The 22,064-nt window shown below is 69.0% G+C and carries 16 protein-coding genes, 2 tRNA genes and 1 pseudogene; 1 reads left to right on the top strand and 18 read right to left on the bottom strand.

Features of this window, described 5'->3' with window-relative positions; translation table 11 throughout:
- Positions 1 to 158: 158 nt before the first annotated feature.
- Positions 159 to 2,501 (bottom strand): 5-methyltetrahydropteroyltriglutamate--homocysteine S-methyltransferase, encoded by a 2,343-nt coding sequence (gene metE / locus ABIB14_RS13715; RefSeq protein WP_354236452.1) that lies wholly within the window; start codon positions 2,499 to 2,501, stop codon positions 159 to 161.
- 106 nt (positions 2,502 to 2,607) lie between these two features.
- Complete coding sequence (locus tag ABIB14_RS13710) at positions 2,608 to 3,567, bottom strand: methylenetetrahydrofolate reductase (protein ID WP_354236451.1); 960 nt, start codon at positions 3,565 to 3,567, stop codon at positions 2,608 to 2,610.
- A 408-nt stretch (positions 3,568 to 3,975) separates the two neighbouring features.
- On the opposite strand from ABIB14_RS13710, the gene ABIB14_RS13705 reads away from it, so the two are divergent.
- Entirely contained in the window at positions 3,976 to 4,173 is a 198-nt protein-coding gene (locus ABIB14_RS13705) for a hypothetical protein (RefSeq protein WP_354236450.1), read from the top strand.
- Between the two features lie 39 nt (positions 4,174 to 4,212).
- Here ABIB14_RS13705 and ABIB14_RS13700 read toward each other — a convergent pair whose 3' ends face one another.
- The 16 genes and pseudogenes from ABIB14_RS13700 to ABIB14_RS13625 form a co-directional block, all read right to left on the bottom strand.
- Positions 4,213 to 5,466 carry an ROK family transcriptional regulator gene (locus ABIB14_RS13700; RefSeq protein WP_354236449.1) on the bottom strand — a complete coding sequence of 418 codons (1,254 nt, stop codon included), beginning with the start codon at positions 5,464 to 5,466 and terminating at the stop codon, positions 4,213 to 4,215.
- A 145-nt stretch (positions 5,467 to 5,611) separates the two neighbouring features.
- Positions 5,612 to 6,778, bottom strand: coding sequence for a class I SAM-dependent methyltransferase (locus ABIB14_RS13695; protein ID WP_354236447.1), 1,167 nt, complete (start codon positions 6,776 to 6,778; stop codon positions 5,612 to 5,614).
- A 48-nt stretch (positions 6,779 to 6,826) separates the two neighbouring features.
- Positions 6,827 to 7,699, bottom strand: a pseudogene (locus ABIB14_RS13690) (NAD(P)-binding domain-containing protein); the annotation flags it as partial.
- 165 nt (positions 7,700 to 7,864) lie between these two features.
- Positions 7,865 to 7,937: transfer RNA gene (locus ABIB14_RS13685), tRNA-Ala, on the bottom strand.
- Between the two features lie 182 nt (positions 7,938 to 8,119).
- Positions 8,120 to 8,192, bottom strand: a tRNA-Ala gene (locus ABIB14_RS13680).
- Between the two features lie 117 nt (positions 8,193 to 8,309).
- On the bottom strand, positions 8,310 to 8,711 hold the full coding sequence (gene rsfS, locus ABIB14_RS13675) for a ribosome silencing factor (RefSeq protein ID WP_354236445.1): 402 nt from the start codon (positions 8,709 to 8,711) through the stop codon (positions 8,310 to 8,312).
- Between the two features lie 163 nt (positions 8,712 to 8,874).
- Positions 8,875 to 10,218, bottom strand: coding sequence for a hypothetical protein (locus ABIB14_RS13670; RefSeq protein WP_354236444.1), 1,344 nt, complete (start codon positions 10,216 to 10,218; stop codon positions 8,875 to 8,877).
- Between the two features lie 7 nt (positions 10,219 to 10,225).
- Positions 10,226 to 10,852 carry a nicotinate-nucleotide adenylyltransferase gene (gene nadD, locus ABIB14_RS13665; RefSeq protein ID WP_502909668.1) on the bottom strand — a complete coding sequence of 209 codons (627 nt, stop codon included), beginning with the start codon at positions 10,850 to 10,852 and terminating at the stop codon, positions 10,226 to 10,228.
- A gap of 55 nt (positions 10,853 to 10,907) precedes the next feature.
- Positions 10,908 to 11,138 carry a hypothetical protein gene (locus tag ABIB14_RS13660; RefSeq protein ID WP_354236442.1) on the bottom strand — a complete coding sequence of 77 codons (231 nt, stop codon included), beginning with the start codon at positions 11,136 to 11,138 and terminating at the stop codon, positions 10,908 to 10,910.
- 80 nt (positions 11,139 to 11,218) lie between these two features.
- Entirely contained in the window at positions 11,219 to 12,553 is a 1,335-nt protein-coding gene (locus ABIB14_RS13655; RefSeq protein ID WP_354236441.1) for a glutamate-5-semialdehyde dehydrogenase, read from the bottom strand.
- A 26-nt stretch (positions 12,554 to 12,579) separates the two neighbouring features.
- Positions 12,580 to 13,731 carry a glutamate 5-kinase gene (gene proB / locus ABIB14_RS13650; RefSeq protein ID WP_354236458.1) on the bottom strand — a complete coding sequence of 384 codons (1,152 nt, stop codon included), beginning with the start codon at positions 13,729 to 13,731 and terminating at the stop codon, positions 12,580 to 12,582.
- Positions 13,721 to 15,310 carry a GTPase ObgE gene (obgE, locus tag ABIB14_RS13645; protein WP_354236439.1) on the bottom strand — a complete coding sequence of 530 codons (1,590 nt, stop codon included), beginning with the start codon at positions 15,308 to 15,310 and terminating at the stop codon, positions 13,721 to 13,723. Before obgE ends, proB begins: the two co-directional genes overlap by 11 nt.
- A 117-nt stretch (positions 15,311 to 15,427) precedes the next feature.
- Positions 15,428 to 15,691, bottom strand: coding sequence for a 50S ribosomal protein L27 (gene rpmA / locus ABIB14_RS13640; RefSeq protein ID WP_069952019.1), 264 nt, complete (start codon positions 15,689 to 15,691; stop codon positions 15,428 to 15,430).
- Positions 15,692 to 15,751: 60 nt separating this feature from the next.
- Complete coding sequence (gene rplU, locus ABIB14_RS13635) at positions 15,752 to 16,060, bottom strand: 50S ribosomal protein L21 (protein WP_018773353.1); 309 nt, start codon at positions 16,058 to 16,060, stop codon at positions 15,752 to 15,754.
- Between the two features lie 368 nt (positions 16,061 to 16,428).
- Positions 16,429 to 18,012 carry a bifunctional hydroxymethylpyrimidine kinase/phosphomethylpyrimidine kinase gene (locus ABIB14_RS13630; protein WP_502909669.1) on the bottom strand — a complete coding sequence of 528 codons (1,584 nt, stop codon included), beginning with the start codon at positions 18,010 to 18,012 and terminating at the stop codon, positions 16,429 to 16,431.
- A 271-nt stretch (positions 18,013 to 18,283) separates the two neighbouring features.
- Positions 18,284 to 21,775 carry an Rne/Rng family ribonuclease gene (locus ABIB14_RS13625; protein WP_354236436.1) on the bottom strand — a complete coding sequence of 1,164 codons (3,492 nt, stop codon included), beginning with the start codon at positions 21,773 to 21,775 and terminating at the stop codon, positions 18,284 to 18,286.
- Positions 21,776 to 22,064 lie beyond the last annotated feature (289 nt).

The following is a 22,064-nucleotide window of genomic DNA, read 5'->3' as shown; positions in this document are numbered from 1 at the left end:
TTATATGGTGGGTAAACCCTCCCCGGCCGCCCCCACCCCCCCTTTTTCCGCGCTAAACCGGGGTTTGTCCCCCCTTTGTTTTTTTAACCCGACCGCGGGGGCCCCCCCCGGGGGGGGGGGGGCCCGCCCGCCGTCGTCGGTGCAGCAGGTGGGCGAGCCTACTTGGCTGCTTCCAGCAGTTCGGCGCGGACCGACCGGGTGGCGCCGACCAGGTTGCGCAGGGACTCCTCGGTTTCGGCGTAGCCGCGGGTCTTCAGCCCGCAGTCCGGGTTGACCCAGAGCTGACGGGACGGGACGTGCTTGACCGCGGTGCTGAGCAGCTCGGTGACTTCCTGCTCGCCGGGCACGCGCGGGGAATGGATGTCGTACACGCCCGGGCCCACGCCGCGGCCGAAGCCGTGCGCCTCGAGGTCGTGCACCACCTCCATCCGGGACCGGGCGGCCTCGATTGAGGTGACGTCGGCGTCGAGGCCGTCGATCGCGTCGATGATGGCGCCGAACTCCGAGTAGCACAGGTGGGTGTGGACCTGGGTGGCGTCCGCGGCGCCGGCCGTGGCAAGGCGGAAGGACTTCACCGACCAGTCCAGGTACGCGGCCTGGTCTGCTTTGCGCAACGGCAGGAGTTCACGCAGCGCCGGCTCGTCCACCTGGATGATCTTGATGCCGGCGGCTTCGAGGTCGGCGATCTCGTCGCGGAGCGCGAGGGCCACCTGGTTGGCAGTCTCGCCCAGCGGCTGGTCGTCGCGGACAAAGGACCACGCCAGGATGGTGACCGGGCCGGTGAGCATGCCCTTCATCGGCTTGTTGGTCAGGGATTGCGCATACCGGGCCCACTCCACCGTGATCGGGACGCTGCGGGTGACGTCGCCCCACAGGATGGACGGGCGGGTGCAGCGCGAGCCGTACGACTGGACCCAGCCGTGCACGGTGACGTCGAAACCTTCGAGGTTCTCGGCGAAGTACTGGACCATGTCGTTGCGCTCGGGCTCGCCGTGGACCAGGACGTCGAAGCCGAGCTCCTCCTGCAGCTCCACGACCCGCTTGATCTCGTCCTTCATGAGCTGTTCGTACTGACCGGTGCTGAGCTCGCCGTTGTTGGCGCGGGCCCGGGCGGTGCGGATCTCGGCGGTCTGCGGGAACGAGCCGATGGTGGTGGTGGGCAGCGGCGGCAGGTCCAGGGCCGCTGTCTGGGCTGCCTCGCGGACGGGGTACGCCGAGCGGTTGAAGTCGGCGTCGGTCAGGGCCGCGGTGCGGTTCCGGACCTCGGGGCGCCGTACGCCTCCGGCCTCGGCGCGGGAGTCGATGATGCGGGTTGCCTCCTCGATCGCGGGCCGGGCGGCGTCGGGGTTGGCCAGCAGGCCGGCCAGGGTGACAACCTCGGCGGCCTTCTGGTCGGCGAAGGCCAGCCAGCTGCGCAGCTGCGCCGGGAGCTGGGCTTCCTCCTCGACATCGTGCGGGACGTGCTGCGTGGAAGTGGACGTGCTGACCGCGAGTGTGGCGACGGACTTCTGCAGCTCGGCGATCTTCGCCGCGGAGGCGGCCAGGTCGTTGCGCCAGATGTTGTGGCCGTCCACGACGCCGGCGACGAGGGTTTTGCGGCCCAGGCCGGCCAAGGCCGCGGCGGAGGGAACGCCGCCCTTGAAGACGTCCACGTGCAGCGCGTCGATGCCGGTCGCGGCGAGGGTGCCAAGCTGGCCGTCGAGCGCGCCGTAGGGGGTGGAGACGAACAGCTGGGGCCGGTTCGCGGCGGCGGAGAGCACCTCGTAGGCCCGGGCGACGGCGGCCTGGATTTCGTCGGCCGGGGTGTCCTGGTCCACCACCAGGGCAGGTTCGTCGAGCTGGACCCAGCTGGCGCCGGCGGCGGCGAGTCTTTCCAGCAGGGCCGTGTAGACGGGGAGCACGTCCTCGAGGCGGGACAGCGGGCTGAAGCCGGCCGGCGCATCGTCGGAAGCCTTGCTCAGCAGCAGGAAGGTGACCGGGCCCACGAGGTACGGGCGGGTTTCGAACCCGTTGGCGAGGGCGTACTCGAACTCCTCGACGATCCGGTTGGAGGTCAGTGAGAAGTTGGTCTCCGGGCCGATTTCAGGGACGAGGTAGTGGTAGTTCGTGTCGAACCACTTGGTCATTTCCAGCGGCTGCTGTTCCTTGGTGCCGCGGGCCAGGGTGAAGTAGCCGTCGATGCCGAGCCGGCCGTCGGCGTCGAGCAGGTTCCCGAACCGGGCCGGAACGGCGCCCAGGTGGGCGGCGGCGTCGAGCACCTGGTCGTAGTAGGAGAAGGAGCCGGGGACGGCCGCAGCTTCGGTCAGGCCCAGGCCCGTCAGGCGCCGCGCGGTGCCGAGCTGGATCGCCTTGGCGGCGGCGTCCAGGGCCGCGGCGTCAATTTTGCCGGCCCAGTAGGCTTCGACGGCCTTCTTGAGTTCACGGCGGCGGCCGATGCGCGGGTAGCCGAGGATCGAGGCGGCCGGGAACGGGGTGGGGCTGGCGGTGTTCTTGTCAGTCATGGGAAAGTCCTTGGGTTGGTTCGTCAGTGTTGGTTGACGGGAGTGTTGGTTGACGGGAGTGTTCGGCAGCAGAAATTCGTCAGTGGTGGTTCGTGAAACGGGACGTTCAGCTGGCGAGCTGGCGGCGTCCTGCCGGGTGCCGGTTGCCGCGCCGTGGCCGCGGCAGCGCAAGCTTGTCCAGCACCTCGAGGGCGCTGGCGTGCTCGTTGAAGGTGTAGAGGTGGAGGCCCGGGGCGCCGGCATCGAGGGCCGCGTTGGCCAGGTCCACGGTGGCGGCCACCCCGATCCGGTTGCGTTCGGCGTCCGTGGCGGCGGCCGCGAGCCGTTCCATCAGTTCCGGCGCCGGTTCGACGCCGGTCAGTTGGCCCAGCCGGGTGACCCGGCGGACGCTGGTCAGCGGCATGACCCCCGGGATGATCGGGATGGTGACACCCGCCCGGCGGGCCCGGGACAGCAACTGCGCGTACTGCTCGGTGCGGAAGAAGACCTGGGTGATGGCGAAGTCCGCGCCGGAGCGCTGTTTGGCCAGCAGCACCTCGACGTCGTGCGCCTCAGTGGGTGATTCCGGGTGCCGGGTGGGATACGCTGCGACCCCGACGGCCACCTTGCCGGCGCACAGCAGGGCAGAGCGGCGCTGTTCGACCCGGCGGATGAGCTCGATCAGGTCCTGGGCGTAGCGCAGCGAACCCTCGGCAGGAAGGCCCCTTCCGCTGGGCTGGTCGCCGCGCAGCGCCAGGATGCCGCGGACGCCGACGTCGAGCAGTTCACCGATGATGTCGGCCAGCTCCTGCGCCGTGTTACCCACGCAGGTCAGATGCGCCAGCGGGCGCAGCGTGGTTTCCTGCACCAGGCGGTTGATGAGTTCGACGGCGGTGTCCCGGTTGGAGCCGCTCGCACCGTACGTCACGGAGACGTAGTCGGGGCTGGTGGACTCGAGTTCCCCGATGGTGGTCCAGAGCGACGCGGCGGCCGCGGCTGACTTCGGCGGGAACAGTTCGTAGGACAAGGCCACAGGGGCCGTGCCGGCAAGATTTGGATGTACGTCAATGAGGCTAGGTGGAGACATTTGCGTCCTTGGCTGTGAGCCATTGGCAGGCGGGCGGCCGAAGTCCGGCCGGCGCTGCCGCCAATGAGTTGAGTTTGGGGAACACGGATAAAACTTCAGCAGGACGCAGCCGCGACTGTTACGCCTGGAACGAAGTTCTCCGTGAGCAAATGTCAGGCCCACATGGGGGCACCCACACCCTCCTGGGCAGCCCGCTGAAATGATGCGGGCCTGCAGCGGAGGATCGCTGACACGTTACCGGGGTAACTTGTTTACGACTCTAGGGCCCGCAAACGCGCCGGACAAGCCAGATGCCGAATTAAGACGCGTCTTTACGCCGCCGGACGGACTGTGGCAGAAGATTCTTCGAAGAAGCGCCCAAGGCTCTTGGCCCTCCCCCCGGCCGCGGCGCAGGTCTATCCTGAGGGCATGATCCAGCTTCCAGCCAGTTATCAGGAGTATCTCGCCGCCCAGAGCGAGAGCGTCGTCAACGCTGTCCGCCCCGTTTTGATGCAGTCGGCCGCAGACAGGCGGCACGGGGTCCGGGTGGTGGTGCACCCGCACGACCACCAGGCGCACCTTGACGAGAACATCCCGTTCGGGACGGTCATCGAGGACATCGACTGACCACCTCCGCTCCCGGCAAGGGGCAGAACGGGCTTCGGCCTAGCCTTCCAGCAGGAGTCGCTGGGAACGGGGTGCCAGGGTGTGCTCCAGCACCAGGCAGGCTGCGCCGACGGCAGCCACGTCCTCACCCACTCCCGTGCCCACCACTTCGATGCCATGGATCTTCCGGGTGGCGCTGGTATCCCGGACCAGGTCCGGGATCTGCTCCAGATAGGCCGGCGCGAGGCAACTCCAGAACGGCCCGCCAAACACCACACGGTCCACGTCCAGGGCGTTGGAGACCGCGGAAACGGCGCGGCCCACCAGCACGGCGGAGTCCCTGATTATTTCCATTGCGGCCTCGTTGCCGCCGTAGGCCAGCGCACAGAGTTCCGCAAAGTCTTCCTGCACCGCCGGGGCGCTCCGGTCCGCGCGGGAACTATCCAGCAGGCCGGCGGCCACGGCCCGGGCCACGAGCGCCTGCGGGATGGCAGAGGATTTCACGCAGCCCCGCTGGCCGCAGTCGCACAGCGGACCGTTGGGGTCCACCATGATGTGCCCGATTTCCCCGGCGTTTCCGGAGGTGCCGCGGATGACCTCGTCGTTGAGGACCACCCCGCAGCCGATCCCGGTTCCCATATACATGAAGACAAAACTGCCGGCGCCGCTCGGACCGCCGGCCCAGGTTTCGGCCACCGCGGCGCTGGTCACGTCCTTGTCCAGGAGCGTGGACAGCCCGGTGGCCTCGGCAAGGACGTCGCGCAGCGGGACGCGTTCCCAGCCCGGCAGCAGCGGCGGATCCACCACTGCCCCTTCCTTAAGGTCGATCGGTCCCGGCGAGGCGACGCCCAGCCCCGCGACCTTCGTGCGGTCCACGCCCGAGTCCTCGATCAGCTCCTTGATCGCCGCGGCGATGATGGCGATGATGGATCCCGGCTCCGCGTGTGAGGGTGTCGTGATCTGTGCGTGCTTGACGACGGCGCCGACAAGGTCCAGCAGCACGAACGTCAGGACCGCCGGGTCGAGGTGGACGCCGACGGCGTACATGCCGCCCGGGTTGAGCCGGAGCATGGTCCGCGGTTTGCCGGGTCCGGTGCCTTCCTTGCCAGCCTCAACGATGAGGCGCTGGTCCAGCAGCCGGCGGGAAATATTGGAGATGGTTTGCGGCGAGAGTCCGACAATCCGGGCTAGTTCCACCCGGCTGAGCCCGCCCGGAGCGCGCCGGATCGCGTCCAGGATGACCGTGAGGTTGAAGTCCCCCATCCGTGGGAGGTTGGTTCCGCGCCGCGGCGAGGGTGTGCGGATCTCAGTCACTGATACCTCTATAGGTGTTCTATCGGCGTTCGGCGGAGCACTGCTGATGTCTGCATGCTACGTCACGCGCGGCCCGATCCCGCACCCTTCGGCTTCTGAGTTGGATGGATTTCGCCGGGCCGGGCGGCGGGTGCCGCCGTAGACCCTAAGGCCGGGTCCGACGGACGCTCGCAGTCACCGTGAATTTCGGATTGCGGCCCACCTCGCGGGTGGGGCCGACCAGCCTTTCCAGCGCCGGCTGGTAGCGCAGGTGGCTGTTGAAGACAGCCCACAGCTCACCGCCGGGAACCAGGACCCTGGCCGCGGCTTCGATCAATTTAGTCCCGGCGCCGGCATGGACCGTGGCCCCGAGATGGAAGGGCGGGTTGAGCAGTACCAGCTCGGCGCACGCGTCCGGCAGGGTGCTCATCGCGTCGTCCTGCAGGACGCTGATCTGCCGGTCCAGGCCGTTGGCGCGGGCGGTCGCCCCGGCGGATTCGACGGCGGCCGCGGACCTGTCGGTGGCCGTGACCCGGGCCCGCGGGTGCCTGCGGGCGTATAGCGCGGCCAGGATCCCGGTGCCGCAACCGAGGTCGACGGCGTGCCCGGCGCCGGGCATCTCCGGCAGGAAGTCCAGCAGGAAGCGGGTTCCGATATCGAGCCCGGTGCCGGCGAACACCGCACCCCGGGCGCAGACGGTCAGGTCCAGTTCGGCGTGGCGTTCCGTGAGGGGGAACCGCGGGGCGCCGTCGGCCGCTTTCGGGGCGCGGGCCAGCAGAATCCGCGATTTTTGCCGCGCCAGCTGGGGTTGCACCTCGCCGAAGTAGCGTTCCAGCACGGCGTTCATGCCCAGGCTCATGTGTTTGACCCTGCCGCCGGCCAGCAGCAGCACACCGGGCGCGGCGTGCCGGGCTACGGCGTCGGCGATCTCTTCCAGCTCGGCGAGGGACCGGGGCAGCTGCAGCAGGACCAGCTCCGCGCCCTCTACGGACGCGCCTAGCGGGAGCTGTTCGAAGCCGTCGGTGACGCCGGTGGCGTCGGCATTATGGCGTAGCGCGCGTTCACCGGTGATCAGGTCCTCGTGCACCCGGACAGTGCCGCTCCCTGCCGCCGGTTGCCGGCTCAGCGCCAGCACGCCGAGGGTCAGTGCGCCATAGCGGTCGCCCACGACAGCGATCCTGCCGGAGGGGGACAGCCGGCCGGCGGCCCGCAACTCCGCTGCGGTCTCCAGCAGCAACCGGTCGGTGGCGTCCCAGGCCTGCAGGTTGGCGGCCTCGACGTCGGGGAACCTCCGGAGGCGGGAGAACAGGGGATCTAGTGTGTTGTCCGCCATGCGGGTTACCGTCGTTTCTTGTCGGGCCGTCACGGTTGCCGTTCCGTTTCAGGCGTAAGTGGGTTGCGGGGCTTGGCGGGTTGACGGGCCGGTCAGCAGGGTGACGATCCCGGCCACGGCGGCCCGGCCGGCACGGTTGGCCCCGATGGTCGACGACGACGGGCCGTAGCCCACGAGGTGCACCCGGGGCTCCGCGGCGACGCGGGTGCCGTCCATCGCTATGCCGCCGCCGGGCCCGCGCAGGTGCAACGGTGCCAGATGCTCCAGCTCCGCACGGAATCCCGTGGCCCAGAGGATCACGTCGGCGGCCTGGAAGCCGCCGTCCGACAGCCGCACTCCCCCGGGCTCGATCCCGGTGAACATGGGGTGTCGGTCCAGCACGCCCCGGGCGGCGGCAGCGCGCAGGGCGGGGGTCCGGATCAGGCCCGTCACGGCCACGACGCTCTGCGGCGGCAGGCCCTGCCGCACCCGTTCCTCGACGAGGGCGACGGCGTCGTGGCCGGCCTGCCGGTCGAAGGCGGCGTCGCGCCAGACCGGTTCCCGCCGGGTGAACCAGATGGTTCCGGTGACCTTGGAGATCTCATCGAGCAGCCCGACGGCGGAAATGCCGCCGCCGACCACGATGACGTGCCGGCCGCGGAACTCCTCCGCGGACACATAGTCCGCGACGTGCAATTGCCGGCCGCGGAAGCCGGATTGGCCGGGATAGATCGGCCAGAACGGCCGGGTCCAGGTACCGGTAGCGTTGATCAGGGCGCGCGCCGACCAGCCGCCGCCGGAGGTGGCGATGCGCAACCGGCCGGCCGGATCGCTGTCCTCGCAGCTGACGGCGTGGACCTTCACCGGCCGTTGGACGGCGAGGTCCGGTTCCGCCTCGTACTCGGCGAAGTAGCGGCTCAGGAAGCTTGAGCTGGCCTCCTGCGCGGCCACCGACGGCAGACAGTCCCGCCTGTCCGGCGCCGACGACGGCGACGTCGGCAAACCGCAGGGCCGGTTCCTGCGGCGGGACGGACAGGTTCACGATCCACATCCTAGATGAGCGTTAAAAAGTTCGAGGCCCCGCTCAGGGAGCGGGGCCTCGTTCGGTGGAGCTGAGGGGACTCGAACCCCTGACCCCCTGCATGCCATGCAGGTGCGCTACCAGCTGCGCCACAGCCCCGAAACTGTCGTTGATGAGCGTCTCCGGGGAGCCGGTTCGATCAAGCAACCTGATTAGCTTAATCTACATTCGGCCTTGACGCTAATCGGCGGCCGATGCCGGAGCTCCGTCTTCCCGCGCGACCGGGACCAAGGGGAAACAAAAGATCCGCCGGAATCATTCGATTCCGGCGGATCATCCTGTGGAGCTGAGGGGACTCGAACCCCTGACCCCCTGCATGCCATGCAGGTGCGCTACCAGCTGCGCCACAGCCCCGAATTTTCGCTGCTCCGACTTCGTTCTCCCCGAAGCAACTCAAATATCTTAGAACAGCACTTCCGAAAATTCCAAATCGGGCATATTCGGGCTTTTAGGCTGCTGCAGCCCCGCCGCCTACTCGGTTTCGGTGGCGGCGCCGGCCTTGGCGGAGGTGTCATCGCCCAGCTGCAGGTCAACCACAGGGCAGTCCTTCCAGAGGCGCTCCAGGGCGTAGAACACGCGGTCTTCCTCGTGCTGGACGTGGATGACGACGTCGCCGTAGTCCAGCAGCACCCAGCGTCCACCGGAGCGGCCCTCGCGGCGGACGGGCTTGAGGTCAAATTTGGACAGCTCATCCTCAACGCCGTCGACGATGGCGTTGACCTGGCGCTCGGACGGGGCCGAGGCAATCAGGAACACGTCAGCCAGGGCCAGCCGCTCGCTGACGTCGAGAGCGACAATGTCCTCGGCCAGTTTTTCCGCGGCAGCGCGGGCTGCGTGGCGGGCTGTGGTGATGGATGAATCGGTTGCAGTCACGGGACTCCTTATTGAAAAAATGAAAACTGTTGAAATAAGAATTGTTGAAGATGGAGAGTGTTGTAGATGGGAACTGTCGGATGCAGGTAGCTGTGTCCCCGGCCGGCGGCCCCGTCCGCGGGGCCGGCACCGCGGCCGGGGCCGCAACCGCTGCGGGTGGCGGCTAGCGGGCCATGCCGGTGATGATCAGGATGACGCCGGTGATGAGCGCCAGCAGCCCGAGGGCCAGTACGCCGAGCTGGAGGGCGCGAAGACGCCGTGCCCGGCCCAGGCCCGCCGTGGCGGCATCCAGTGGATCCAGTCCGTAGGCGGCGTTGGCGGCGACCGGCGGCCGTGCGGCGAAACCGTCCTCCGTCACCGGAGTTTCGGGATGTGCGGATTTGGCGGCCACAGCCGGACGGCGGCCGGCTGCCTGAGCGGCCGCTTCCGCCCGGGCCAGGACGCCGGAACGAGCCTTGACCGGGCCGGCGTCCCGCTGGCGCGACGAGCCGGGGCGGCGCGAGGTGCGTGCCGGCCGGACGGTGGGGCTGGGGTTGGTAACCAGCGGGACATATGACGTGGCAGGGCGCTTCATGACCGGCCGCTCCACGCCAGGAACCTCGACAAATTCCAGCGGCGTGACCATGGCCAGGTTGCTGGCCGTCGAGGGATCGTTCGGCTGCTGTTCGCCGCGTTCGGACGGCTGGCTGTTCTGCTCGGCCAGCTTCTGCTTGGCTATCGCCCGCCGGTTGAGCACGGCGGCCCGTTCGGCTAAGGCGATCTGCTCGGCCAGCACCTCCGGGTTCACCGCGTCGGGGTCCGTGGCGGCGATGTGCTCCATCTTCGCGGCCTGGTTGCGGGCCTGCTCGGCCAGCAGCTGACGTGCGGCAAGGGCCTGTTCGACGCTCATCCCGTCGGGCAGCTTTCCGGAGGCAGACACACCGGCTGCCTGGCCGGGTACGGCCGGAGCCTGCGCAGCGCCGGACGCCGGCGCAGCGGGTACCGGGGCAGCGGCCGGGGCCGTACCGGTGGACATCCTGGCGGCGGGCGGGACCACGGGGTGCGAGCGGGTGCGCGGCGAGGGCATCGGCACGATCGGATTGGCGGAGGTGGCGGGTGCCGTTTCCTCCGCCAGCTGCTGGAGCCGGAGCTGGCGGCGTGTCGGCTGTCCGCCTGCGGACAGCTGGCCTTCCTTCTCTGCGAGCTCTTTGATGGTCCGCAGCGTCGCCCGGTCTCGGGCCCGGATCTGCGACGATCGTTGGTTGGAAGTGGTCTGCACGGCGTCGGCCGGGCCGGGCACGCGGCGTCGGCCGGTGGTTTCGGCTTCGGTCGGTTCCTCGGGGCGCGCTAAGACGGCGGGATCCGCGCCGCCGCCTCCGGCGCCGGAACCTGCCGGGCCGCCCCGATCAGGAGCAGCCCGAACAGCGCCGGCACCACTGGTGCCGGCGCCCGGGTTCACTTCCTGGCGTTCATCCCTGACGCGGCGCAATTCACGGCGGCTGCGGATAGGAGGCTGTTCCTGAATCATTAAAGGCTCATTCGGTGCTGGCGGTTTGGTGTGTTTCGAGTTCGGGACCGGACTCCTGGAACTCCTGCCCGGGAGCAGGCTGGTCATACAGTTCGTACTTGGCGATGTATTGGACCACTCCGTCGGGCACCAGGTACCAGACCGGGTTTCCAGCGGCGACCCGGGTCCGGCAGTCCGTGGAGGAGATCGCCATGGCGGGGACCTCCAGCAGGCTGACGTCATCGCGTCCCATCCCGTCCAGCACGTGCCCCGGCCGGGTTACCCCGACGAAATGCGCGAGGGACCACAACTCGTCGATGTCTTTCCAGGAAAGAATCTGGGCCAGCGCGTCGGCGCCGGTGATGAAGAAGAGGTCGGCATCCGGTCGCAGCGTGCGCAGGTCGCGCAGGGTGTCGATGGTGTAGGTGGGGCCGGGACGGTCCACGTCGACCCGGCTCACCGTGAACCGGGGGTTCGAGGCGGTGGCGATGACGGTCATGAGGTACCGGTGTTCGGCCTCGCTGACATTCCTGCTGCTTTTTTGCCAGGGCTGCCCGGTGGGGACGAACACCACTTCGTCGAGGCTGAACTTGGCCGCGACCTCACTGGCCGCGACGAGGTGGCCGTGATGGATCGGATCAAATGTCCCGCCCATCACACCGAGTCTCAGGCGGCGTTTGGCCCCGTGCTGCTTCACTGTGGCGGAAATATTAGTGTCCCGGGCCCGGGTGCTTGGCCGGGTGCTGACGGTGCGGATCCGCGTGCTCCTCGACGGCCTCGTGGCGCTTGCCGAGATTGCCATAGGACAGCGTGATGAACATCAGGACCAGCAGGATGACGAACATCGAGCCGCCGATCACGAACGGCGGCGCGATGAGCGGCGCCAATTCCTCGTGTCCGACGGCTGCGGCGACGGACGTGGCGATCTGCTGAAACAGCATGTTCTCCCCTAGTAGGTTCACAAATGTACGACGGCGGAGGTTCCCGCCGTTCCTAGCTTCTGTTCCATGTTACCGCGTTGCTAGGCGCGGACCTGGCCTTCGCCCTGCACGATCCACTTTGTCGTGGTCAGCTCGGTCAGCCCCATCGGACCGCGGGCGTGCAGCTTCTGCGTCGAGATGCCCACCTCGGCGCCCAGGCCCAGCTCTCCGCCGTCGGTAAACCGGGTGGAGGCGTTCACGATCACGGCGGCCGAATCCACCTCTGCGATGAAGCGCTCGGCGTTGGCGAGATCGTTGGTCAGGATTGCCTCGGTGTGGCCGGTGGACCAGGTGCGGATGTGCTGCACCGCCTCGTCCAGGGAGTCGACCATTGCCACCGCCAGGTCAAGATCCATGTACTCGGTGGCCCAGTCCGCGTCGGTGGCGGGAACGGACTCCACGCCGGCCGGGAGCGCGGCGCGGATCCGGCCGTCGGCGTGCAGGGTAACGCCGGCGGCGCGGAGGGCCGCGGCGACGGCCGGGAGCACGGTGGACGCTGAGTGGACCAGCAGCGTCTCCACGGTGTTGCAGACGCTGGGGCGCTGGGTCTTGGCGTTGAGCAGGATCTCGACAGCCATTTCCTCGTTCGCCGAGGCGTCGAGGAAGATGTGCACGTTGCCTTCGCCGGTTTCGATGACCGGCACCGAGGAATTCATCACCACGGTTTGGATCAATTCGCGCCCGCCTCGGGGAATGAGCACGTCGACGCGGCCGCGGGCCCGCATCAGGACATTCGCGCCGTCGCGTCCGTACTCGTCCACGCTCTGGACGGCGTCGGCCGGCAGGCCAACGGAGTCCAGGGCCTCGCGAAGGATGCTCACGAGTGCCGCGTTGGTGGCGGCGGCGGCGCTGCCGCCGCGCAGGATGACGGCGTTGCCGCTCTTGAGCCCCAGTCCGGCGATATCCACGGTGACGTTGGGACGTGCCTCGTAGATCGCGGCGACCACCCCCATCGGGACGTTGACCTGGCGCAGGCGCAGCCCGTTGGGGAGGGTCTGGCCGCGCACCACATTGCCCACCGGGTCCGGCAGGGTGGCGAGCTTCTCCAGGGCCGCGGCGAGGGCCTGGACGCGGGCCTCGGTGAGAGTGAGCCGGTCCAGCAGCGCCGCCGAAGTGCCGCCGTCGCGGCCCGCTGACACGTCTTTGGCGTTGGCGGCCAGGATCAGGTCCTGATGCTCGAGCAGTGCAGTGCCGATGGCCCGCAGGCCGCGGTCCTTCCAGGCCCGGTTGGCGTGGGCCATCCGGCGGGACGCGGCCCGGGAACGGTCGGCGACGGCGTGCACGGCGGCTTCGACATCCGGCGCGGCCGACGGCCGGCCTGCGGCGGGCGCGTCGTGAACCGGCAGGTCGGGTTGCGAAGTCAGGGCCTCAGTCATGCTCCAAGTTTAGGCGGCCGGAAGGCCTAGACCAGCACCAGGTCGTCAACATGAACAACTTCACGGTCATAGCCGCGTCCCAGGGCCTTGCCGAGTTCACGGGTGGAGCGGCCGAGCATTTGCGGCAGTTCGGCGGCGGCGTAGTTAACCAGGCCGCGGGCGATCACGATGCCGTCGGTGCCGACCATCTCGACGGCGTCGCCGGCTTCGAAGTCGCCGTGCACGGCGGTGATCCCGGCGGGCAGCAGCGAGGTGTGGCGGTCACGGACGGCGCGGACGGCGCCGTCGTCGAGCACCAGCCTGCCCCGCACGGAGGCCAGGTGCGCGAGCCAGAGCAGCCGGATCGGCTTGCGGGAGCCGTTGACGGAGAACCATGTTCCCACGTCCTCCCCCGCCAGCGCGGCGGCGGCGTTCGCTGTGGAGGTCACGAGGGCGTGGATCCCGGAATTGGCGGCGATGGACGCGGCCTCGACCTTGGTGACCATGCCGCCGGTGCCGATCCCGGCCTTGCCGGTGCTGCCGATCGAGATGCCTTCGAGGTCGCCCGGGCCGGAGACATGGGCGATCCGCCGGGCGCCGTGCGCGGGCGGCCCGTCGTACAGCGAATCGACATCGGAAAGCAGCACGAGGGCGTCGGCGCGGACCAGGTGCGCCACGAGGGCGGCGAGCCGGTCGTTGTCTCCGAAGCGGATTTCGTGGGTGGCGACCGTGTCGTTTTCGTTGACCACCGGGACCACGCCGAGGTTCAGCAGCCGGTCCAGGGCGCGGAAGGCGTTGGTGTGCTGGCTGCGGCGCATGAAATCGTCCGCGGTCAGCAGTACCTGGCTGACCGTGACGCCGTGCGCGCCGAAAGCGTGGGTGTAGCGGGCCATCAGGAGGCCCTGGCCCACACTGGCAGCGGCCTGCTGGGTGGCGAGGTCGCGGGGGCGTTTGTCGAGCCCCAGCGGCGCCAGGCCGGCCGCGATCGCCCCGGAGGAAACGAGGATGATTTCGGTGCCCGCGTTGCGCTTCTGCGCGAGGGCATCGGCGAGGTCGGTCAGTGCTTCCTCGGCGATGCCGCCCCTGATGGACGTCAGGGAGGAGGAGCCGACCTTGACCACGATCCGGCGCGCACCGGAGAGCGCGGCGCGGTTGGCCGCCCCGGCCGGACCGGGAACGGCGACGGCGTTACTCGTCATCGGCTTCGCCGAGTCCACTCTCCTTGAGCGGCTGCGCGGCCCGGCGTGCACTGACCGATTCGGTCCAGATGCCGGCCTTGCGCTCGGTTTCCAGTTCCGCCCGGGCGGCGGCCTTGGCGTCGCGGCGCTCCTGCTGATCCTCGCGCTTCTGGCCGCGCGTGGGCCGGTCGCCGATGTCGGCGAAGCGCACGTCGGTGCCGCGCGGGGAGGCCAGCAGTTCGGCGCCGGCCATCATGGTGGGCTCCCAGTCGAAGACGACGCCGTCGTCCTCGCCGATGACGACCATGTCGCCTGGTTTGGCGCCCTGCTTGAACAGTTCGTTTTCGACACCGAGCTTGGCGAGACGGTCGGCCAGGTAGCCGATGGCCTCCTCGTTGGTGAAGTCGGTCTGCTTGACCCAGCGGACCGGCTTTTCGCCCAGTACGCGGAACAGCGGCTCCAGGCCTTTCTCTTCGCGGCGGATCGTGAAGCCGCTTTCGTTGACGGCGCGGGGGCGCAGTACGGGGGCCTGGACCTTGGGCGGTGTCGCGGCCACCGCGTCGCGGGCGGCCTTGACGATTTCGGCCATGGCGAAGCCCAGCTGGCGGAGTCCTTCATGGCTTGTGGCGGAGATTTCAAAGACCTTGTAACCGCGGGATTCGAGTTCCGGGCGGACGAACTCGGCCATGTCCTTGCCGTCCGGCAGGTCCACCTTGTTCAGCGCGACCAGGCGGGGGCGGTGGTTCAGCGGGACCACTTCGCCGTCGGCTCCGCTGTAGCTCATATCCACGGCGTACTTCTCGAGTTCGGCTTCGATAATGGCCAGGTCCGAGAGCGGATCGCGGTCCGATTCGAGCGTGCCACAGTCCAGCACGTGCACCAGGGCCGCGCAGCGTTCGACGTGGCGCAGGAAGTGGTGGCCAAGGCCTTTGCCTTCGCTGGCGCCCTCGATCAGGCCCGGGACGTCGGCAATGGTGAAGCGGACGTCGCCGGCCTGCACCACACCGAGGTTGGGGATCAGGGTGGTGAAGGGGTAGTCGGCAATCTTGGGCCGGGCCGCCGACATGGCGGCGATGAGGCTGGACTTGCCGGCGGACGGGAAGCCGACCAGGGCGATGTCCGCGATGGACTTCAGTTCCAGGACGACGTCGCTGGACCCGCCTTCGATGCCGAGCAGCGCGAAGCCGGGGGCACGGCGCTTCTGCGAGGAGAGCGAGGCGTTGCCCAGGCCGCCGATGCCGCCGGCGGCTGCGATGTATTCGGCGCCTTCGGCCACGAGGTCGGCAAGGAGTTCGCCGTCCTTGGACTTGACCACGGTGCCTACGGGCACCGGAAGGATCAGGGTCTCGCCGTGTTTGCCCGCGCGCCAGTCGCCCATGCCGGGGCCGCCGTTGGTGGCGTGCCGGTGGGGGGCGTGGTGATAGTCCAGCAGGGTGGTGGTCTGGGGATCGACACGCAGGATGACGTCGCCGCCGTTGCCGCCGTTGCCGCCGTCGGGACCGCCGAGGGGCTTGAACTTCTCGCGGTGGACGGAGACACAGCCGTGGCCGCCGGTACCGCCGGATACGTGCAGTACTACCCGGTCTACAAAGCTCGCCACGTGGATCTCCTCAGTGCTGTTCCCCGGACCCCCGAAGGGGCCAAAGATGATGGTAGTGCGGTTAAAACACCGGTGGAGCGGACCTAATGGCCCGCCCCACCGATTTACAACTGGTTGTTACTCTGCGGCTGCAGCAGCCACGATGTTCACAACGCGACGACCGCGGCGGGTGCCGAACTCGACTGCGCCCGGGGCCAGTGCGAACAGGGTGTCGTCCCCGCCGCGGCCTACGCCGGCGCCCGGGTGGAAGTGGGTGCCACGCTGGCGGACGATGATCTCGCCTGCGGAAACTACCTGGCCCCCGAAGCGCTTGACGCCGAGGTACTGGGCGTTGGAGTCACGACCGTTGCGAGTGGAACTCGCGCCTTTTTTATGTGCCATTTGAAATGCCTGCCTCTAAATTCTGGGGAATCTGCTGAAAACCTGAACAGTAAGGGTTAGTTACTTGATACCGGTGATCTTGACCTTGGTCAATTCCTGACGGTGACCCTGGCGCTTCTTGTAGCCAGTCTTGTTCTTAAACTTCTGGATGACGATCTTCGGACCACGAAGGTCTTCGAGGATCTCAGCCGTAACCGTCACCTTGGCCAGGTCCGCGGCAGCGGACGTAACCTTGTCACCGTCCACCAGGAGCAGTGCGGGCAACTCAAAGGTGCTGCCGGCTCCACCGGGGACGCGGTTCAGGGTAACGAAGTCTCCAACGGAAACCTTCTCTTGGCGGCCGCCTGCGCGGACAATCGCGTACACCACTGGGGAACTCACTTCTCTCGACGTTTATTACTAGATTTGCGTGCGGAACCTGGTGCCAAAGACTTTGGACCGGCTCACGCTGTGCCTCAACGCCGGTGGGTTCCCCGGGGGAACCCATGAGCTATCCCGTGGAACATCCGGCCCGTAGTTACGGGTGAACTGTTCCTCAAGGTCATAACCCAAGTGTTGGCGTAAGCACCGAAGATCAAGACTACGCTAATTTCGCCTTCGGTCGCAAACGAGGCTGGTCCCGGCGGGTAGTGCGTGACGGGAGCCACATCCTGTCCCCGGGGGGCCAAAGCTGTGCTGCCGCAGCGACTTCCGGAACCGCGCCCCATTATCCTACCGGTTGGGCCGGCCGGGTCCGCTCAGGCGTGCAGCCTCGGCGCGTCGAAAAACTCCACCTCGTAGCGGGCGGACTGCGCGAAGGCGGCGGTCATCGCGCTGCGCTCCCCGTCGGACCCCCGACGCGCTGCAGCGTCCGTGTACCTGATCGCCTGCCGCGTCGACTCCGCGAAGGCCTCGTCCGCGTAGGTGCGCAGCCACTCCGCATACGGGTGCGCTGCCGGGGCGCCGGCGGCGAGAAACTCCCTGTGCAGCGTCGCACCGACCTCGGCGTAGAGCCAGAAGCACGGCAGCGCCGCGGCCACCAGCACGCCGTAGCCGCCGGCGAGGGAGGCGGCGTGCAGGTGGTCCACGTAGGCCTTGGTGACCGGCCCCGGCTCCGCCTGAACTGTGCGGCCTGCCAGCCAGTTCCGGTGCAGCTGGGCCTCGACTTCGAGGCACTGCTGCGCCGACCGGGACCAGAAGAGCTGTTCGGCTTCCGACGGCGCGAGTGCGGACGCGCGGGACAGCACCCTGGAGTAGCCGTTCAGGTACAGGGCGTCCTGGCCGAGGTAGTAGGCGAAGTCCCGCTCCGGCAGGGTGCCTGCGGCGAGGCCCCGGATGAACTCCAGGCCGTAGATCGCGTCCAGCCCCGCGGCCGCGTGCCCGTCAAGTCCCGCGGCGAAGTCGCCCGCGGCAGGTGGGGCCGCTGCTGGCGCGGCAGCATGCTGAAGGTGGTGGAAATGGTGCACCGGGCCGTTGCCGTGTCCGACGTCGAGCCGTCCCGCTTCCCGCAGCGCGCCCAGCAGCCATGGCTTGACCTGTCGCAGCGCCGCCTCCCAGCCCCCTGCCCCGGCGTGCACCGTGGCCAGCGCCGAGGACAGTGAGCAGCCGGTGCCGTGGCTGTTGCGGGTGGCGATCCGCTCACCCGGAACCACCACGGTCTCCTGGCTGAGCAGTCCCCCGGTGTTGACCAGCGCGTCCGGGCAACCCGTACCGTCGTCAGCCCTGTTGTCCGGCAGGTGGCCGCCCTTGACCAGCACCGTGGTGCCGGTCAGGGCGGCGAGCCGTTTGCCTTGGGCCAGCGCCGCGGGCCAGTCCGCGGCAGCCGGTTCGCCGAGCAGCATGGCCAGTTCGGCCAGGTTCGGGGTAATGAGGTCTGCCAGCGGCAGCAGGTCATGCAGGGCGGCCTCGGCGGATTCCGGCAGCAGCCGGTCGCCGCTGGTCGATACCATCACCGGGTCCAGGACCACGACGGCGGGCCGGACCTTCTCGAGCCAGGCCCGGACTGCGTCGATCACCGCGGCATCGCCGAGCATGCCGATCTTGACGGCGTCGATGACGATGTCATCGCTGATCGCATCCAGCTGGGCGGTCAGGAATGACGCCGGCGGCACGTGGACGGCCCGTACGCCCTGGGTGTTCTGGGCCGTCAGTGCGCTGATGGCAGCCATCCCGTAGCCGCCGTTCGCGGCGATGCTCTTCAGGTCCGCCTGGATGCCGGCCCCGCCGGAGGGGTCCGAGCCGGCGATAGCCAGCACCCGGGGTATCGGGGGCGCGGCGGGGCCATCGGGTGCGGGCCTCGCAGCCGGTACCTCGGCCGTCGCCGGGAAAGCGGACTGGAGGATGGATGAGGGCTCACGACCTGCAAAGGCCGGCGGCGTGAGTGGTGAGTGCGTCGCTGGTAACAAGAGACATCCCTTCGCCGGCGCTGACCGGGCAGGTTCAACGGGTCTGGATCTCAGCCGGCTTATTGCTCGGCACCCCGTGTCAGTCCCCAGCCTACCCGTACGCGACCGGCTGGCCTGCCCGTTAACGAACTCGCGGGTCCCGCCCGGGGCCGACGTATGGATACGTCGAGCCCGGACGGGACCCGCGAGCGGTGGCGTGTGCCGAGTCCTACAGCTCCGACGCCGGAACGCCGACGCCGAGGATGACCGGCTCGTTGGCCGCAGGCCTGGCGGGCACCTTGGTCGGCTCCGGGGCCTTGGCCTCATGGACCGAGCCGGCCGCCGCCGGCGGGGCGGCCTCGCGCTGCTGCACGGACGTCTCGTTGGCGGCACCCTGCGCGCGGCTGGCGCTGCGGTTCCGGCGTATCCGGCGGGTCGGGGTGGCGTCCGCCGCGGCCTGAGCCTGGGCTGCCGGTTCCGCGGTCTGCGTCCGGGCAGGAGCCTGGGTCGCGGGGGCCCGGGTCTGCGTCCGGGCAGGAGCCTGGGCCGCGGGGGCCCGGGTGGCCGGTGCCGCGGCCTGGGCTGCAGGTCCCTGTGCCGAAGGCGCCTGGGCTGCACGTCCCTGTGCCGACGGCGCCTGTGCGGCCGGCGCCTTGCCGGTTTGCCGGGCAGCCGGAGCCTGGGCGTCGCGGGTCCGGGCACTCGGCGGCTGGATCCGCGACGTCCGGGCGCGGCCCCGGCCGCGGGTGGTGCGGGACGGCGCCGTGGCGGCCGGAGCGGCAGGTTCGGCCACGGATGCCTCCTCCGCCGGCACCTCCTCCACCGCTGCCTCAGCCGCCGGAGCAGCCTCGGCAGGCCTGCCGGTCCCGGCGTCGCCCAGGTGGGCGAACGCCTCGGTGAGCAGGTCCAGGGTCAGTGCCGGCTGCGTCGTTTCGTCGGCGTGTTCGACGAAGGGCAGCGCCACCTGCTCACCGCCGAAGGTCAGCACGGCAGCCGGACGTCCGGCGGCCTCTTCCGTCGAGGCCAGTTCCACTGCTGCATCGAGCGCGGCCCGGCGGGTTTCGGCGTCGGGCGCTGCTGTCGCCTCGCCGTCGTGCAGGTGGGCGGCGTGCGCGGCGGCGGCGATGTTGGCCAGCGCGGCGCGGGTCGCCTCTGCCTTGGCGTGGCGTTCGGCCTCGGTGGGCTCGGCGTGCACGGATGCTTGTTCGAACGGCATGGTTTCACCGGCACCCTGACCGCCCTTGCCGCGGCGGCGCTTGCGCTCATTGCGGACGGCAGGCTGGTGCTCGGTCCGCGGGACGTGGTGCTCCGCGGCAACGGTGTTGGCGCGGCGGTGTTCCACCGGCTCGTCATGGGTGACGACGCCACGGCCGGCGCAGGCTTCGCACTGTTCGCCAAAGACTTCAAGCAGCCCGGTGCCCATCCGCTTGCGGGTCATCTGCACGAGGCCCAGCGAGGTCACCTCGGCGACCTGGTGCTTGGTCCGGTCCCGGCCCAGGCACTCCACCATGCGGCGCAGCACGAGGTCGCGGTTGGATTCCAGCACCATATCGATGAAGTCGATCACGATGATGCCGCCGATGTCGCGCAGCCGCAACTGCCGGACGACTTCCTCTGCCGCTTCGAGGTTGTTCTTGGTGACGGTTTCCTCGAGGTTGCCGCCGCTGCCTGTGAACTTGCCGGTGTTGACGTCCACCACGGTCATGGCTTCGGTGCGGTCGATCACGAGGGAGCCGCCGGAGGGCAGGAAGACCTTGCGGTCCAGGGCCTTGTGGATTTGCTCGTCGATGCGCCAGTCCGCGAAAATGTCGTTGTCCTTGGTCCACTTCTCCAGCCGGCCCACCAGGTCCGGAGCCACGTACGTGACGTAGGCCTCGATGGTGTCCCAGGCTTCCTCGCCGGAGACGATCAGCTTGGAGAAGTCCTCGTTGAACACGTCGCGGACCACCTTGATGGTCAGGTCAGGTTCACCGTAGAGCAACTCCGGGGCCAGGACCTTGGTGGAGGCGGACTGGCTTTCGATGCCCTCCCACTGGGCGCGCAGCCGGTTGATATCGTGCGTCAGCTCTTCTTCGGAGGCGCCCTCGGCCGCGGTCCGGACAATGACGCCGGCGTCCTCCGGCAGGCGGTCCTTGAGGATCCGCTTGAGGCGGTTGCGTTCGACATCGGGCAGCTTGCGGGAGATGCCGGTCATGGAGCCGCCGGGCACGTACACGAGGTAGCGGCCGGGCAACGAGATCTGGCTGGTCAGGCGGGCGCCCTTGTGGCCGACCGGGTCCTTGGTCACCTGGACCAGCACGGAGTCGCCGGACTTGAGCGCGTTTTCGATCCGGCGCTGCTTGCCCTCGAAGTTGACGGCGTCCCAATTGACTTCGCCGGCGTAGAGCACGGCGTTGCGGCCGCGTCCGATGTCGACGAAGGCTGCTTCCATGGACGGCAGCACGTTCTGGACCCTGCCCAGGTAGACGTTGCCGATCAGCGAGTCCTGCTGGGTCTTGGAGACAAAGTGCTCGGCCAGGACGCCGTCTTCGAGGACGCCGATCTGGATTCTGTCGTCGCGCTGGCGGACGATCATCTGGCGGTCCACGGATTCGCGGCGGGCCAGGAACTCGGCCTCGGTGATGACGGTGCGGCGGCGGCCGGTGTCGCGGGACTCCCGGCGGCGCTGCTTCTTGGCTTCCAGGCGGGTGGAGCCCTTGAGCGCGGTGACGCGGTTATTAACCGGGGTTTCGCTGATGGCGCGCGGTGCCCTGACCCGGGTCACCGTGTTAGGCGGGTCGTCGTCCCCGCCGCCGGTCAACTCGAGGTCCTGTTCGCCGCGGCGGCGACGTCGGCGGCGGCGCGAGGTGACGCCGTCCTCGAGGATCCCTTCGGAGCCGTCGTCGGTGTCGTCACCGGAGTCTTCGGTGACGGCGCCGGGCTCGCTGTCGGCTCCGCGGGTGCTGCGGCCGCGGCGGCCGCGGCTGCGGCGACGACGACGGCTGCCGGCGTCGTCACCTTCGTCGTCGTCTTCCTCGTCAGCTTCTTCGGCTGCGGCTGGCGCCTGCACCGGGGCCGGGCGGACAACCGTGCGCAGGTCCGGGGCCTGGAAGATCACGGAGGTGGCTGCGCCGGGCGCAAGAAACAGTGCTGGGGTTTCGGATGATTCAGGTGTTTCAGCCACGGGAGCTTCCGCCGGAGTTGTCGCGGCGGGCGCTTGCACTTCGCGGGCCGGGACTGCTTGAGCCGGGTCTTCGGCGGGGGTGGTTTGGGCCTGCGCGACTGTTTCTTCAGCTTCGGCTTCCGCTGCCACCGGGGCAGCCTTGGCGCGGGAAGCACGCCGGCGGACCGGCTTCTGCGGAGCTGCGGGCGCCTCAGCCTCCGTGGGGGCCCCAGCCGGTGCCTCACCGACGGGTTCCGAAGTTTCCGCCGCGGTCTGGTCCGGAGTCACCGCAGGGAGCTCGTCGGCGTCGGTCTTCTTCCGTGACCGGCTCCGGCGGGCCGGGAGCTTGGCCGCCACGGCGGCGTCGGAACTGTCCGCGGCGGCCGATGCCGTGTCGGGGGCTGCAGCCGTGTCGGGGGCTGCAGCGGCGTCGGGGGCCGGATCAACTGTCTCCGTCTTGGGCGCAGCCTTGCGGCGCGTCCGGGTCACCTTCTTGGGCGCCTCGGCGGCCGCGGTTTCCCGAACTTCCTCGGTAGCAATGGCTTCGTTGTTACCGACTGCTAGCTGGTCATTATCCATATGTGGCGACACTCCCGCCCCTGATGCGCCGCCACATCCGGCACCCTAGGGGGCCAATATTTGTCAACACCCTCGGGCATTGACAGAAGTCAATTGAATACCTCCAGGTTCGCACCGGCAGTGGGGTGCGGCAGCCCTGGAAGGCCGGCGAGATTGTGCTGAACCCGTTGATCTATACGTCACAACCAGGTGCCGTCCAATGGCATTGCGGGATGGGCCGGATCGAAGGATCCGAAATATTCCCTGCTCCTCATTGGCGGTCTTGAAGACAAAGTCACCGGACTGGAAC

It is taken from the genome of Arthrobacter sp. UYEF3 (assembly GCF_040546245.1).
Classification (GTDB): Bacteria; Actinomycetota; Actinomycetes; order Actinomycetales; family Micrococcaceae; genus Arthrobacter.
The sequence above is the reverse complement of the archived record's forward strand: the minus strand, read 5'-3'. Positions and strand labels throughout refer to the sequence as shown.

Coding starts and splice junctions, on each gene's coding strand:
- metE (WP_354236452.1), bottom strand. CDS start 2,501: ATGACTGACAAGAACACCGCCAGCCCCACCCCGTTCCCGGCCGCCTCG.
- ABIB14_RS13710 (WP_354236451.1), bottom strand. CDS start 3,567: ATGTCTCCACCTAGCCTCATTGACGTACATCCAAATCTTGCCGGCACG.
- ABIB14_RS13705 (WP_354236450.1), top strand. CDS start 3,976: ATGATCCAGCTTCCAGCCAGTTATCAGGAGTATCTCGCCGCCCAGAGC.
- ABIB14_RS13695 (WP_354236447.1), bottom strand. CDS start 6,778: ATGGCGGACAACACACTAGATCCCCTGTTCTCCCGCCTCCGGAGGTTC.
- ABIB14_RS13670 (WP_354236444.1), bottom strand. CDS start 10,218: ATGATTCAGGAACAGCCTCCTATCCGCAGCCGCCGTGAATTGCGCCGC.
- nadD (WP_502909668.1), bottom strand. CDS start 10,852: ATGGGCGGGACATTTGATCCGATCCATCACGGCCACCTCGTCGCGGCC.
- ABIB14_RS13660 (WP_354236442.1), bottom strand. CDS start 11,138: ATGCTGTTTCAGCAGATCGCCACGTCCGTCGCCGCAGCCGTCGGACAC.
- ABIB14_RS13655 (WP_354236441.1), bottom strand. CDS start 12,553: ATGACTGAGGCCCTGACTTCGCAACCCGACCTGCCGGTTCACGACGCG.
- proB (WP_354236458.1), bottom strand. CDS start 13,731: ATGACGAGTAACGCCGTCGCCGTTCCCGGTCCGGCCGGGGCGGCCAAC.
- rpmA (WP_069952019.1), bottom strand. CDS start 15,691: ATGGCACATAAAAAAGGCGCGAGTTCCACTCGCAACGGTCGTGACTCC.
- ABIB14_RS13625 (WP_354236436.1), bottom strand. CDS start 21,775: ATGGATAATGACCAGCTAGCAGTCGGTAACAACGAAGCCATTGCTACC.